The organism is Sorangium sp. So ce1153, from assembly GCF_051521595.1.
GTDB lineage: Bacteria > Myxococcota_A > Polyangia > Polyangiales > Polyangiaceae > Sorangium.
The window spans coordinates 11,654,319-11,668,034 of the sequence record NZ_CP150361.1; the positions used below are offsets into that span (position 1 = coordinate 11,654,319).

Here is a 13,716-nt window from a genome sequence, read left to right on the forward strand (position 1 = left end):
GCGGTGTAATCGCCGGCAGCAGCTGGAGACGAGCAAGGTTCGAGGGTGAGTATCCATGCTTGTCCTGGCCCAGGCGCAGTCGACCTGAGGTCCCTCGGATAGGCTATGCCCCCTCGGAGTACCGAAAGAAGCCATGGTCAGAAGAGGCCCAGATAGAAGGATGGTTCCCGCTCCGTGCGCGAGAACAACAGGGCTTCGATCTCGTCGAGGATGCCAGCGAAAACACCCCGGAAAGGGAGCTACCGTCATCCTCCGTATTGGCCAGCGGTTCCAACGCCAATCGCGGACGCGTGACCGACCGGGAAGCGCTCAAGGCTCGCCGCGCTTGCCAGCTGAACGCGGGCAAGCCCCGTCGCAAAAGCCAGCCGAACCCGGACAAGCCACGCCGCACGTGCCGACTGGGAGCGGACGCCTCCGTTGAAGAGGACGGTCGGCGATCGGGAGGGATCTGGCTTGACACTACGTTCCATAGAAGGACAAGCAAACGCGTTCCGCAAAGCAAGATTCTCGGAGCCGTTGCTGGCTCGTGCAGTCCGACTGTACGAGTTTGTCGACAGAACGGGCCTTATGCGATCAGACAGGCCTTCCACTCGTGAACCGCCTGCGATTACCGCGACGTCGCACCAAGCGGAAGGCATCCTACCGTATAGCTGTACACTACTGGCACCAAGCGGAAGGCATCCTACCGTATAGCTGTACACTACTGGTCGACCCCATTGGCGTCAACCTCCGGCATGGGAAAGTCGGTCGGCTCGGTCAGGCTCACGAGGTGACGATACTCCCGCCGTCGGGCGCTAGAGCCGTCCGGCCGAAGTCCTCGAGTTTAGCGCGGCTTGAACAATCGCGCGGCAGCGGAATAGGTGGACTTCGTAGCGAAATCGGGTCATGTGTGCGCTCACATCGCAGCCGCCGCACAGCAGCGAGTCGTTCGGATTTTTCCGCTCCGGTAGCAGGTTGGCCTGAGGGCCGTCGTCAAGAAAGGGCGCTCGGAGCTCCGAGGTATCCCATGAGGCAACTAGCTCCTTCTGTTCTCATTCTAGTTCTTGCTTGCTCGAGCGAGTCCGCTCCCGGCGACGGCTACAGCCCAGGGGCGAGCGGTTCGAGCTCGGGTGCCGCGGGCTTGGGCGGAACCGATACCAGCTCTGGCGGCGGCGCTGACCCCGCCGGAGCGGGCGGCACGGGCGAGGCCGCTGGCAACAGCTCGGGTGGTACCACTGCGGGGTCCGCAGGCACCGGCACGAGCTCCGGAGGCAGCGACTCGGGCGCGGGCGGTAGCGGCGGCCAGGTCAATCGGCCCGAAGTGGTGCTGGCGGGTGACAATGTGAACGCTAACGGACCGCTCGAGACGACGGTTCAGGACCTCTCGTTCAGCGGCGGTGGCCACATTCTCGTCAGGCCGACGACGCTCACCACCGAGCCCAACAAGAAGCACCCGGTGGCCATTTGGGGTCCGGGCGGAGGTACCCCTCCTCGCGACTACCTACAGCTGCTGACGCGCATGGCCTCGCACGGCTTCGTCCTCGTCGGTATTCGAGAGTCGACGGGCGACGCCGTGCTCATGTCGGCGGCGATCGATTGGCTGGAGGCTCAGGACGCCGATCAGAACAGCCCCATGTACGGCCGCTTGATCCTCGACCGCGTTGGTGTGTTCGGGCACTCGATGGGCGGGCTGTCGTCGGAAGCGGCTGCTCAAACCGATAAGCGCGTCTCCACCGCGTTGCTCGACAACAGCGGCTCCTTCGAGCACAACGCCCTCGTCAATCTCGAGATCCCTGTCGGCATCATCTACGGTGAAACGGGTCAAGAGGCGCCCAACGCCGAGGGTGACTTCAACAACGCCGGCAACAAGGGGCCAGTCTGGCTCGGCAAGATGAAGGGCGGTGGTCACGGCTCGGGGCCTTGGGACGGCGCCGGAGCGAACGTTGCTTGGATGCGTTGGCACCTCGGCGGGGAGAACTCCCGCAAGGACGCGTTCCTCAAAGACGGTGGCGACTACAACAACACGGGCGTGTGGCAGACTCAGTCCAAGAATTGGAACGAGTGGAAGAACTGGAACGAGTGACAGGCGGTACACCGAGCAGACGTTCGTGCTCGGCAGCATCACGTTTCAGGACGGGCTCGTGACATGAGCCCGGCTGGCTGCGTCTGGCGCGCCCTGTTCTTCGAGGATGTCGCAACCTAGCAGGCGATCGAGCGGCACGTAGGTGTCCGGCTTGCCCGCTTCGCCGGCGACTCGCACGCCGACCGTGCTGGGCATGTAGTGGCCTTGTCGCTCGCGACGCCATAGCTTGCGCGCCGGCTTGTAGCTGGAGCTCACCTCCGCGCGCGCGAGCACGCCGTTCCAGTAGACTCGCCGCCGCCGCTCCTCTGGAATGACGCTGCGCGGGAACGCGCTCAGCAGGCTCTCGTCGACGTGCGCCGCTTGAAAGCCATGGGCTCGGCGCCGCGGCCTGGCGTGAGATTCCTGGAGCTCGGCGCGACCGTCCACCTTGCTGACATCAGGCTCACGTGCGCTGTCGCGTGGGCCCGGGCGCGTCGCCGCTAACGCGCTATCGGTACCGGTTCACAGAGCCTCCCCGTCGACCCTACTCAGGGAAGCGCAGCGTCTCGACAGCGATGCCGTCCTCCCCCGTGATCTCCTCGCCAGACCAATCCCAGCTCGTTCCGCCTGGGCCCGGCAGCCCGATCTCGAAGGTGACCCCCTCCAGCGTGAGCTGGTCCTCGTCGAGGTAGGCGATGGCGATGGAGTCGCCGCCGCGCCCGGGACCGCCGTAGCCGCCGTCGCCTCCGAGGCCGCCGCTGCCACCCTGGCAGGACCACATGCCGTCCCCGAAGGCGCCTCCTGGTGCGCCACGCCCGCCAGGGCCGCCTTCCTCCGGCTCCCCGCCGTCGCCGCCTTTGCCCCCGTCGCGGGCGGTGATGATGCTATCGCGCACCGTCACCTTCGCGTGGAGCGCCACCATCGCGATGCTCGGCTGCCCGTTCTCGCCCCCTCGGCCGCCCCGCCCCCCGCAGCCGCCCGCGCCTCCGGAGCCGCCACCGGCGCCGCCCTTGGTGGCCACGCCGCACGCCGCGAGCCCACCGCGACGCCCGCCGCCCCCGCCGCCGCCTTGGCCCGGCATCCCCCGCGCGCCGTCGCCGGCCCTGTCGGGGTGCCATCCGGTCTCATCGATCCGCCCGCGGCCCTTGCCCGGTGCGCCGGCGGCACCCCACATACCGCTTTTCCCGGCGACGCCGCTGCTACAACCACCGTCTGCCCGGTTCCCGCGTCCTCCTTCCCCATCGTGGTTGGGGTTCGGCTGAGGTACGGGCTCGCCGTCTTCCCCATCTCCAGCGCCGTCCGCGAGCCCGTCGCCTCCTTTGCCACCGACGCTCGGGACCCCTCCCTCGCAAGAGTTCACCGCCGGAGCCCCACCCGGGACCGTCGCTGCGGAGCACGCGTCTCCCCCATACTGCCCGTCCGGCCCCGACGCTGCCCGTCCCGGCCATTTCTCCCCATGGCGGCCCCTCAATCCCTGCTCGGCTCCGATCCAGCTTCCGATGATCTCTACCTCGGTGCCCGAACGAACGATCATTCCGATATGCCTTGGGCTGCGGACGAACACGTGATCGATGATCGAGATGCCATCCGCAGCCCCCGTGTCGCCAGCCCGCGCCGGCTCGACGGTCAGCGGGATGTGCCCAACCGGGGCAGTGAGCTTGGCCATGCCGTACACCGGCTCTTCAACCTCCCGCAGCCGTTCCCATTCCAAGAAGTCGAAGCCTCCATAGATATCCACCCCGGAGGGCAGCGTAATGGACTCCACGAAAGCATTGCGGGTGAGGAACACCCGACCGCGCCCGGTGCGCGCCAGCTCGATGGCGCGCGGCAGGGAAGTAACCGGCCTGTCTTTCGTGCCGGGGTTCGCGTCGTCACCGCCGAGAACCGGATCGTTGACGAACACGCCGCAGCCGTCCATCGCCCGCCCCGCCGCGAGATGCTCCAGGCAGACCGAGTCGGGGATCGGATCACCTGCGCACGTCAATGGACCGCCGCACGGCGGCGCACCGTCAGGGTCGTTCACCCCCGGCGCCGTGCCACAACCGGCCGCGGCGAGCGGCAGAAGAAAGACCAAGAGAATCGCGGTATTCAGGCGCATCGGCATCCCTCGCTGGCAGCGTCTCGCGAAGCGCGAGTCAACGGGGCGGCTCGCTTGCCGCACCGAAACGATAGAGCTCCCCCCACGGGCCGTCCGCCCCTTTGCCCACCTCGCCCTCCGGGCCGGCGTTCCCCGCGAGGCCACCATCACCGGCGGGTCCGGGAACAATGATGGTCCCGGGTCGAATGGCGAAGTTGGGCACCACGTAGGCGATGCCGACGGATGCGCCGCCGAGCCCGCCCCCGGCATCGCCTCCGCGACCGCCGTTGCCTCCCCAACCGCCAGGGCACCCCGTCCACATACCAGCGTCAGAAGTCCCGCCCCCATTACCACCAGACCAACCGACCCCCCCCGGTTGGCCCGTCCCGCCCACGCCGCCCTGGCCGCCCTTGCCCGTGAACACGTCGCTAGCCGCGACCGTGAGCTCCGTGCCGTCCAGCGCAACGATCCCGATGCTCGCGCCGCCATAGCCGCCGCCATAGCCGCCCTGACCGCCACAACCGCCGCTTCCTCCCGAGCCGCCGGCGGCCCCGCCCTGGGGGCCGCCTGCCCGACAAGCGACCATGGGCCCGCGCGACTTGCTACCGCCACCGCCGCCGCCCCCCTGACCGGTGACGCCTGGCTTCCCGTCCTCGCCCCGGACACCGATCCATCCATCGTTGCCGAGGCGGCCCACGCCCACCGCGCCGTCCGCGCGACCGGCGTCGGCGCCGTCTGCGCCGTCACCCCCTTCGCTGCATCGCGCGAGATCCGCGCCGAGCCCCGCGTGGCCGTCGCGCTCGGAATCCTCCGCAGGCACCGGCTGTCCCGGTGCGCCATCGCCGCCGACGTCGAGTCCGCCGTCACCGCCATAGCCGCCCGTCGACTCGATGCCGTCGTCGCACACGGTGACCACCGGAAGGGCTCCCGTCGGGGAGTCCGCGGTGCAGGCTGACGCGCCGTCGTTCCCCTCGACGCCATCCGTCGCTCGATAGCTCGGCGCATCCCCGCCCGGCTCCCCGTCTTTGCCGTTGCCCGCGACGATCACGCTGTCCTGCACGATCGCCCTGGCCCCCGTGCTCAGAACCATCGCGATCGACGACTTGCGATCGGGCGCCGAGGCGTCCGCCGCGACAACTCGCACGCCGGCGATCACCGACGTCGTGTCGTCCCGCGCGAGCACCGTACCCTCCTCCCCGAGGACCCGCAGCGGGATCCCTCCGGGCGGAGCGATGATCGTCGGGTGCTCCGGCCCACCGAACGACCCTTGGTATGACCAATCCCCGCCGTCACATAGACGTCCGCCCCAGAGGTCGACCCCCGAGGGCAGCGAGATCGTCTCCGCGAACTCCCCGCCGCACGCGTACACGCGCCGGGTCGCTGCCTCGCCGTGGCTTCGCCCGTGCGCGGCGAGCCCTATCGCGTGTTGCAACGTCTTCACCGGCGCACGCTTCGTTCCGGGGCTGTTGTCGTCGCCCTGCTCGCTGACGAACACCCCGCATTCATCCAGCGCCGGCGCCGTGCCGGGCTCTCCCTCGCACGGACCGGGCGGAGGCACCGGATCGGGTTCGCACGCCTCCACCTCCCAGCAAGGGTCGGAGTACGGGCACCCTGTCAGCGTGCTCGCGCCGCACATGAAGATCGCGACGGCGACGACCGATGTCGCCATGCGCCGGCCTTCCTTCGAACGCATCTGCTCGGCCCCCGATGTCCTCACCACAGCCCCTCGATGATCATGCCGATCTCTCGCCCGGTCGCCACGGGGGAGGCGTGGATCCGATCCTCAGCCGGCGTGAGCCCCAGGAAGGAGAAGTCCGTGAAGAACGACGCGGCGGTCGCTGCCCCGATCACACCGCCGGCGATGAGCATGGCCGTGCCCACGCCCGCGGACAGGTTGCGCTCGTCCCGGAGGCGGAGCAGGTCAGCGCACCCCGGCCGGTCCGCCGCTCGCCAGCACTTGGACCCGCTCGCCGGCGCACCGCCGTTGAGCCCGTCACGCCGTTCGCTGAGATCGCCGTCAAGACTGGTGGCCCGGATCATGAGCAGGCTGCCCGCGGACAGGGTGGCCGTCGTGACGGCGATCCCGGCGATTCGCAGCGTCGTCGGCCACGATGCCGGCCGCCCGGGAGCCTGCGGGCGCAGAGCGGGCGATACGCTCGCAACTTTAGGTACCGCGGGCGCGCCCTCCTTGGCGCTGCTCACGGCCCCGCGCGGCAACTGTATCGTCATGGTCGGCTCCGTCGCCGCCTGCGCGTCCAGCATCTGGGATCCTTCCTCACGGCCCGGTGCTCGGGCCCGCACCATGTGCTTGCCAGGCTCGAAGAACAGGGTGTAGGTCCGCCTGGGCCGGCCGATGGGCTTGCCGTCGATGAGCACCTCGGCATCCGGCGGATCCACCGACAGGTAGAGCGTCGCGACGAATGGAACGGCCTTGGCCAGTCCATCCGCGAATCCTTTTTGCTGTTCAGGAGAAAGGACCTTGCGTCGCTCAAGGCTCCAAGCCAGGTGCTCCGCTGCGTCACGAAACTTCCGTAACTTGAGCTCGCAGAGGCCCAGCTCTCCAGCGACCTCAGCAGATTCTCTCTCTGTAACCGATGTCGAGTCGATCGCCTCGAAAGCCGCCTTGTAGGCCGCGTGTGCCTCGGTCCATTTTCCCGATGCCCGAGCTCGTCGGGCGCGGCGAAGATGGTCCTTTACGATCGAGTCGTCATTTCGTGCGGGGACCGGATTGCGGTCCTCCGCACGAACCGGATTCGTGGTGCCGATCGCGACGCCAAGCATCAGGCAACTCCAGAGCGATTGCGCAACGAAACGCATGCACGACAGTACTTACGCCAGCCGTGGCGCGTCAACGGCGCTGAAACCGGCATGACCTGGACGATGGGATGAGAAAAACCCCGCCCGAACAGGGAATGCGGCCGTCGCTGCTCGTGCAGTCGCGCACCTCGCGGGCCCACATGTCGCACTTTCTCCGACCGACCCTGGAGCCGCCCTGCATTTTCTTGAAGCCCTGCAGACGGCTCAGGTGTTCTACCGGGTATGGGCGAGCCAGGCAGCACCCCGACCGGCTTCGAGTTCTTCCGGCGCCTCGCGCGGCGTTTCGGGGTCCCTGCGCGGCACGCGGAGGACCTCGCGCAGGACGCCTTGCTGCGTGGACTCGAAGCGGATCTGCGGGTCGAACTCGGGGAGGCCCGAGCGTCCTACGGTGCCACCATCGTCCTGAACCAGGCGCGGAACCACGTCCGGAACGAACGCCGTCGGGGGGGAAGTCCTTACCTCGTTCGACGACCACGACTTTCGGGCGGAGTGCCCGACTCCGGAAGAGATGCTCCGCAGGCAGCAGCGGGAGGAGCTCATCCGCGACCTGATCAACCAGGTCGACCCCAGGTACCGCGACGTCTTGATCAAGCACGCGATCGAGGAGGTGCCGCTCGTCGAGATCGCCTCCGAGCTGGGGCTCAAACCGAAGACGGTGAGGACACGCTACCGCCGAGCGCTCGAGGACCTCGCCGCGGCCGTGGAACGCTGGAGGGCGCGGCAACGCTCGCACGGATGGGACGACGCTGCATGCGTCCCGTTCGCCTTCGATCTGCGCGGCCGCGAGGGGTGGCTGAGCAGGCTAGGCCGCCTGGGCATCAAGATCGTGGTGCAGGGGGCGGTCGTCGTGATGACCGGCGCCGTCATCGCGACGTTGCCGGACTCGTTCACCCCGGAGTCGTGGTTGCGGGCGGCGGTGGTGCGCGCTCCTGCGCCCGCACCGGCCGTGGAGGAGATCGCGCAGCCACTGACCCAACTCCCGATGCGCGCGGGGGGCGCGACGGCCGCGCAGGATACCGCGCAGCCGGCGCAGGACCGAGACGCACGGGTACCGGTCCCATCCGGCGCGCCGGTTCGTCGTACCTCGCTCCCCGTCCGCGCCGTGGTCCCAGCCGTCACCGAGCGCGAGCAGAGCCTCATCGCGGAGGCCCGAAGGGCCATCGAGGCCCATAGCGCAGTCGCAGATGCCGAAGCGCGACGATTGCTCGAGACGCATGCACGGGAGTTCCCGCAAGGGCAGCTCGCTGCGGAGCGTGAAGCGCTCCTGATACAAATTCGCTGAATCGTCGGCTGGCTATCGACAGCCAAGCAGGCGGTGAGGACGGCGCTGTCGTCGTGCGGCACGAGGCCGAGATCCGCCTTGCGCCGAACAGGAATGCTCACGTCGAGGAGGAGAAACTCATGGAGGATATGCTCGCTGCGATGTGGCTCGTCTCGCCGCTCGGGTTCGCGATGGTATCCTGCGTCGCGATCGGTTTCGCGATCACGGCGCGCGAAGCGCTGGGACGCGAACGCGGGCTTCGCGAGGCGCGCGAGCACGCGCATGATGACGAGACGTCGGCCCTCACCGATGCGAAGGAGCAGGCAGCGGAGGAGCGGGACCGATACCGGCGCCTTCTGGATTGTCATGTCGACGCCGCGCTCGCAGAGCTGACAGATGCTCGCGCGCGCCCGGTCCCCTGGCCAGGCAGGGTCCTCGAGTCGTTCTGCGCGACGATTCCTTCGTGGAAGCGGAAACTGGCCGAGAGCACGGGGCTGGAGCCGAGGGAGGTGGAGCGGCTGCTGCGGAGCGACCTGTCGATAACGCCCGGCCTCGCGCGGCAGCTGGAAGCCTTCACGGGCGCGCCGGCGCGGTACTGGGAGCGCCTGTGGCGGTTGCACGACGACTACCGGGCGGACGCAGAGGAGACCGTGGTGATCCAGCTCGGCGAGCCCGTCACCAAGCGCGACAGCTCGGCGCGCCCCGCGTCGTCACCGGCACCAAGCCCGATGCCGCCGACTCCGCCCACGATACCTCCACGCGCGCTCGACGTTCCTCCGCCCGTGGTCGCGTCTCCCGAGCTTGCGGCCAGGAGCCCGCGGGCGAAGCTCCCGCCGCCTACACAGCCGCGGCTACGGCCGCCGCTGCCTGCTCGTGCCGAGGCGGGCGCCGAACTCGCCCGTCGCGCTGCCACGCTGACGAGCTTCCCGCTACGGCGCGACGAAGGTGGGTCCAGTCCGGTACGCGGATCGGATTGGGAGGATGTTGAGCGCTCGTCGCTGAACACGACACTTCCAGGAGTAGGGAGCCATGGGTGAGCGCGGCCGCCCCTCGCGTTCAGAGGAAATGGGTATGCGATCGGGGACACGCGTTTCATTTGAAGTCATCGTGCGAAACAGTTCCATGATCAGGGACAGCCTGCGTCGACTCAAGGTTCCAGAGTGCGACCGTTCAGACGTGATGCAGGAGATTCTTCTTTCTGCTTGGCGAACCGTCGAGGCAGGCGGGTTCCATGCGAGCGAGCGCCTGTCGGTAAAGAAGGCGGTGCAGCGCTGGCTGTTCGTAGTCACATTGCACCACACGACGCACTACAGGGAACACCAGCAGCAGTGGGAAAAAGGTCGCGCCTCGTACACGCATCCGGCGATGGATGGCTACATGCCGCCGCCATCCGAACAGGTGGAGGCGCTGCTCAGCCTCCGCAGCTTGGAGCGGCTCGATCCGTCTCTGCGTGACGCCGTGGCTGATTCCGCTTTGGGGTACACTGCTGAGGAGATAGCGGTCGAGCATGGCCAGAATCCCAACACAATCCAGAATCGCCTGCAGCGTGGAAGAAACCAACTGCGAAGAGCGCTCCGCTTGAAGGATGCTCCGACGCTGCTCGCCCTCAGGAGCATGCTGGCGAGGATGGCACCGCTCGCGCCGCTGAACAGCTACAGCTGACGCCTCCGTTTGGTAGCGGACCGTCTGCGAGGAAGACCGCTGACCGGTGCCCTACAGATGCGCTGGCGAGCCATTATCATAGGACGGGAGATTGCCCGGGGGGCCGTGAAGCCATGTGTCGTCCGCCGAACGAAGACGAGCGCGCTGCCGCGCACGCGCGCCTGTTTTGCCCGACGCTGGTTCGTGCCGTGCTGCGCTGGCTGCGGAGGCTAGCCCTACTTTCGCAACGCGCGTTCCTGAGGTTTAGGAAGGCGCTTGCTTTCCAGATGCTGCGCTCTGTCGGCGTCTAGATGAAGAAAGACCTGGAAGCCAACGGTCGAGCTCGAAGATGCGCGCAGCGCGGCGCTGTTCTGCATTCAGTTCGGGCGCGAGCGGGATCGTGGGGCGCCGTCCCTGGGCGCCCGTTGCGGTCCGGACCAGCGTGGCGCGGATGTCGCCGAGGCTGTCCATCATGGCGCGGGCGGAGGCGTCGGTGCCAAGGGCGATGCGCGCCAGGCTGACGAGCATCAGCCCGAGCACCGTGGCGAAGGTGTGGAGCCGCAGCGAGCCGTCGGCCCACTGATGTGAGGGACCCCAGGGCACAACGCCTCCCTTCTTCGAGCGACGGAAGAGCTCTTCGACGTTCCACTGGCCGCGAAAGGCATGGACGATGCGTTCGGTGCTCCAGGTGTGGTGGTCGGTGCAGAGCACACGCTTGCCCAGACGCGTTGCCTCGAGCTCTCGCCGGCGAGCGGCGTCGACCCGCCAGCTCAGCGTCGGGGTCTGCTCTTGGCCGTCGATCTCGACCACGACGAAGCTGGCCAAGTGCTCGCGCGCGAGCGCCTTGCGTACGCGCTGCTCGAGCGACGCGCGTCGAATGCGGCCGGCCTCCACCAGCGCCTCAAGCCTGCCCAGCTCCTCCTTGGCCTTGGTCAGCCGCGCCTCGATGCCGCGCTTCTGCCCCTCGAGCAGCGTGATGCTCTCGATAACGACGAGCGTGCGGTCAAGGTCGCCGACCTGGGTCCGGACGCGGGCAGCGCGTACGTCCTCGTACTGTCCGGTCAGGTGCCGCATCGCGCCTTTCTGCGCAGCTTGCTGCAGCGCCCATTCGGCCGCGCTGTGTCCCAGAGGCAACGAGATGAGGCTGTAGTAGCCGGTGACTTCCAGATGAAGCTCCAGCTGAGGGCTCCAGAAGCCACCGTCGCGTACGAGTGTCCGATGACCTGGGCTGGTTCGTTGCTCCCCGGCGTCGAGCGCGCTGTGCAGCTCGCTCAGCCCTTGCAGGCACTCCTCGAGCACGGCTTGATCCGAGCTGTTGCCGCCGAAGGCGCGGTACAAGAGCGGCACGTGCCCGGTCTCGCTCACGAGCAGGCCGAGTCCCACCACCCGCAGGTCGCTTCGTTTGCTCTTGGCGTGTCCGCGACGCGCCAGCTCGCCGGGGGTCGTTGTGGCGATGTGCGTGTCGAAGTTGGTCGTGTCGAACGCCAGCACGTCGGCTGACAGAGCAAACCGACCGATCGCCGCCCGAGCGATCGCCACCTGGGCGGCCTCCAGCTCCTGATCGGTGACCTGCTGCGCGATGCGGTGAAAAGCCTGCCCCGTAAATGCTGACCCGGGCAGGCACGAGACCCGCGGCAATGCGCCGTCGAGGAAGTCCCCCAGGTCACACTTTGGGCCCGGCGCGCATGCGCGCTGAAGCGCGACGGCGACGGCCATCTCGCCCACGGACGGCCCGTTCTTCGAGCCGTAGTCACCGCACGCCTCGTTGATCAGCCTCACCAGGTCGAGCTGCTCGGCAACCCAAACGAGCGCGCCGACGTCCCCCACCGCCTTCGTTCCGACCGTCCGCGTTCGCCCGAGGTCGACCGTCGGCGGCGGGTCCGCCGGCCCGAGGACAACCTGCCTCGCGACCGAGCGCCCCGCTACCGCGTCCCACACCGACTGCGCCGCGATCCGGTAGCGGCGACCGTCCACCTCCCGCTCGAAGATGTGCATTTTTCGTTCATGTAGCGACGACAGGTCGCCGCATCCAGGGGACGTGCACGATTTTCGGTGCGCGCCGTGCGTCTACACATCCAACCCCTGTCGGCTTCGCGAAAGTAGGGCTAGCACGTCGAGCACGTGGCCCAGCCTCTGCTCATATTTATCGGCTGTCCGAATTGCCTTCACATGATCCGGGTACTGCTCGGCCAGCTTGCCCGAAAGAACCCGCTCAGCGAACTCGGCGAAGGTGGTTTCCCCGGAGGCGCGGGCGCGCGCTTCGCCCCTGCACAGGTGGTCGATCGCGAGCCGGACGTCACGGAGCGCGCTGCCCTCGCGCGCGGCAGCCTGCTCCAGTAGCGGCAGGCCGAGCACGACCTGCCCAGCAGCGAGCAGGTGCCTGCTGAGGTCGGCCACCACTTCCAGCCGCGCGTTAGCGTCGTGCTCGGTCCGGCACGTCGGCAGGCTGAACGTGCGTCGCCCGGCCTCGCCGAGGCTCAGACGCGCGGTCCACGTGTTCCTGCGCAGCCGGACTGACCCGGAGCCGTTGGCGCGCTTGTCGCCTGCCGCTGATGGCGCGGTGCCCTGCGGGCGCTCCGCAGAACTCGACGCTGCCGGTAAGCTCGCACTGGGCGCTGCTCCCGCCTCCGGCGGCGAGGCGCGCCCGCCAGGGCGGCTCGTACGTGCGCGGCGCTCGGTCGATCCGGCTGAAGGAACGGACGAGGTAGCGACTGCCGGCGAGCGCTTGGCGCGCGCCCGCCGCTGCGGTACGTCAGTCATGGGTCGGTCTCCGGGAATGCGGGGGTCGATCAAGGGCCCGTCCGGCGTTCCAGCGCCGAGCGGGCCCGGTCTACTTCGGCGGCAGCCTAGCACGGCTTGTTCCTGCGGGAGGAGCACTCGCCCGGCCGGTGCGAGGACACGGGACAGGTTCGAGGCCGGCAGACGCCAGCACGGCGGCCACCCGCGTGCGCTCATCCGCCTGTGTGGTACGGCGCGAGCCCGGCTCACTGGCCAGCGCCCGCAGGTAGGCAACGAACGCCTCCCGCTGCACCAGGCGCAGTTTGCCGAGCTTCGTGACCGGCAAGGGGAAGTCCGGCGCGCGGATCGTGTCGAGGAAGACGCGCGCCGGGATGCCGGTGAACGCCTCGACGTTCTTCTGCGAGAGCATCTCCGGCTGCGGCGCCATGATCGTGAGCCCGTTCATCGGGAGCGCGAGCGTCGCAGTGACGAAGGGGTTGATGGTGCTGGGGCGCTGCGATCCGCCGACGGACCGCTCCAGGACCATCCTCTCGGCCGCTCGCATGCCGCTGTCCTCCTGACGAAGAGCAAGCAGTGCCGGTACACGCGCGAGAGTCGCTCGTGTCATTGCATACCTCCATCCGTACTGGGTTCGCGAGCGACCGTGACCGATACCGCCGGAAGCAGCCCGAAAAGGTAATTCTGCGCAGTAGGTAACTCGACTCGGATTACCCGCAGATGCGCCCGGGAGAAACACCATGTTGCAATGTTGCATCGCGGGGTTAGGTGTTCCGGAGAGCGTCGCTGAGGGGCCGAAAATGAGGAGGAACGAAGGGGTCAATTTGGTAATTCTGCGCGCTCCGTAGGCGCCGCGCGTGGACGCGACACGGAGGGGGGGCGCCAGGGTAGGCGCGTCGCGCAGAACGCGCCCAGCGCCCGCGCGCGTCGGGCCGCGCCACGAGCAGCAGGATTTCCTCGCGACGCGTCTGCTGCGCTCGCGTAGGACACCTGGCCATCTATGCCGCCGTCGCCCGCCGCCACGACCCAACGTCGTCCCCCAAGGCGCCGCCCGGTGTGCCTCGGCCGCCTTCCTCAGTGGGCCGGCCGTCACACGGGCTCACCGCCGAAGCTGCGCCAGGTCGCGCCGGGAGGTTGGACGCC

At 68.4% G+C, this 13,716-nt stretch carries 11 protein-coding genes and 1 pseudogene; 5 read left to right on the plus strand and 7 right to left on the minus strand.

Going from position 1 to position 13,716, the window contains the following annotated elements; genetic code table 11:
* The first annotated feature begins 1,120 nt into the window (after positions 1 to 1,120).
* Complete coding sequence (locus WME85_RS42400) at positions 1,121 to 2,062, plus strand: poly(ethylene terephthalate) hydrolase family protein (protein ID WP_437829822.1); 942 nt, start codon at positions 1,121 to 1,123, stop codon at positions 2,060 to 2,062.
* A gap of 45 nt (positions 2,063 to 2,107) precedes the next feature.
* Here WME85_RS42400 and WME85_RS42405 read toward each other — a convergent pair whose 3' ends face one another.
* From WME85_RS42405 to WME85_RS42420, 4 genes are all read right to left on the minus strand, one after another.
* Positions 2,108 to 2,488: a hypothetical protein gene (locus WME85_RS42405; RefSeq protein WP_020738812.1), complete on the minus strand. Its 381-nt coding sequence runs from the start codon at positions 2,486 to 2,488 to the stop codon at positions 2,108 to 2,110.
* Between the two features lie 97 nt (positions 2,489 to 2,585).
* Positions 2,586 to 4,139, minus strand: coding sequence for a hypothetical protein (locus WME85_RS42410; RefSeq protein ID WP_437829824.1), 1,554 nt, complete (start codon positions 4,137 to 4,139; stop codon positions 2,586 to 2,588).
* 37 nt (positions 4,140 to 4,176) lie between these two features.
* Positions 4,177 to 5,811, minus strand: coding sequence for a hypothetical protein (locus WME85_RS42415; RefSeq protein ID WP_437829827.1), 1,635 nt, complete (start codon positions 5,809 to 5,811; stop codon positions 4,177 to 4,179).
* Between the two features lie 20 nt (positions 5,812 to 5,831).
* A complete protein-coding gene (locus WME85_RS42420) occupies positions 5,832 to 6,935 on the minus strand; it encodes a hypothetical protein (RefSeq protein ID WP_437829830.1) in 1,104 nt (367 codons plus the stop codon).
* 222 nt (positions 6,936 to 7,157) lie between these two features.
* On the opposite strand from WME85_RS42420, the pseudogene WME85_RS42425 reads away from it, so the two are divergent.
* The 4 genes and pseudogenes from WME85_RS42425 to WME85_RS42440 all read left to right on the plus strand — a co-directional run.
* Positions 7,158 to 7,319, plus strand: a pseudogene (locus tag WME85_RS42425) (RNA polymerase sigma factor); the annotation flags it as partial.
* A gap of 124 nt (positions 7,320 to 7,443) precedes the next feature.
* Complete coding sequence (locus WME85_RS42430; RefSeq protein ID WP_437829833.1) at positions 7,444 to 8,217, plus strand: RNA polymerase sigma factor; 774 nt, start codon at positions 7,444 to 7,446, stop codon at positions 8,215 to 8,217.
* Positions 8,218 to 8,270: 53 nt separating this feature from the next.
* Positions 8,271 to 9,233: a helix-turn-helix transcriptional regulator gene (locus WME85_RS42435; protein WP_437829834.1), complete on the plus strand. Its 963-nt coding sequence runs from the start codon at positions 8,271 to 8,273 to the stop codon at positions 9,231 to 9,233.
* A gap of 34 nt (positions 9,234 to 9,267) precedes the next feature.
* Positions 9,268 to 9,858, plus strand: a complete 591-nt coding sequence (locus WME85_RS42440; protein WP_437829836.1) for an RNA polymerase sigma factor — start codon at positions 9,268 to 9,270, stop codon at positions 9,856 to 9,858.
* Positions 9,859 to 10,101: 243 nt separating this feature from the next.
* On the opposite strand, the gene WME85_RS42445 is transcribed toward WME85_RS42440, so the two are convergent.
* The 3 genes from WME85_RS42445 to WME85_RS42455 form a co-directional block, all read right to left on the minus strand.
* Positions 10,102 to 11,832 carry an IS1634 family transposase gene (locus tag WME85_RS42445; protein ID WP_437829155.1) on the minus strand — a complete coding sequence of 577 codons (1,731 nt, stop codon included), beginning with the start codon at positions 11,830 to 11,832 and terminating at the stop codon, positions 10,102 to 10,104.
* Between the two features lie 72 nt (positions 11,833 to 11,904).
* Positions 11,905 to 12,234, minus strand: a complete 330-nt coding sequence (locus WME85_RS42450) for a hypothetical protein (RefSeq protein ID WP_437829838.1) — start codon at positions 12,232 to 12,234, stop codon at positions 11,905 to 11,907.
* A 433-nt stretch (positions 12,235 to 12,667) separates the two neighbouring features.
* A complete protein-coding gene (locus WME85_RS42455; RefSeq protein ID WP_437829840.1) occupies positions 12,668 to 13,120 on the minus strand; it encodes a hypothetical protein in 453 nt (150 codons plus the stop codon).
* Between the last annotated feature and the right edge of the window lie 596 nt (positions 13,121 to 13,716).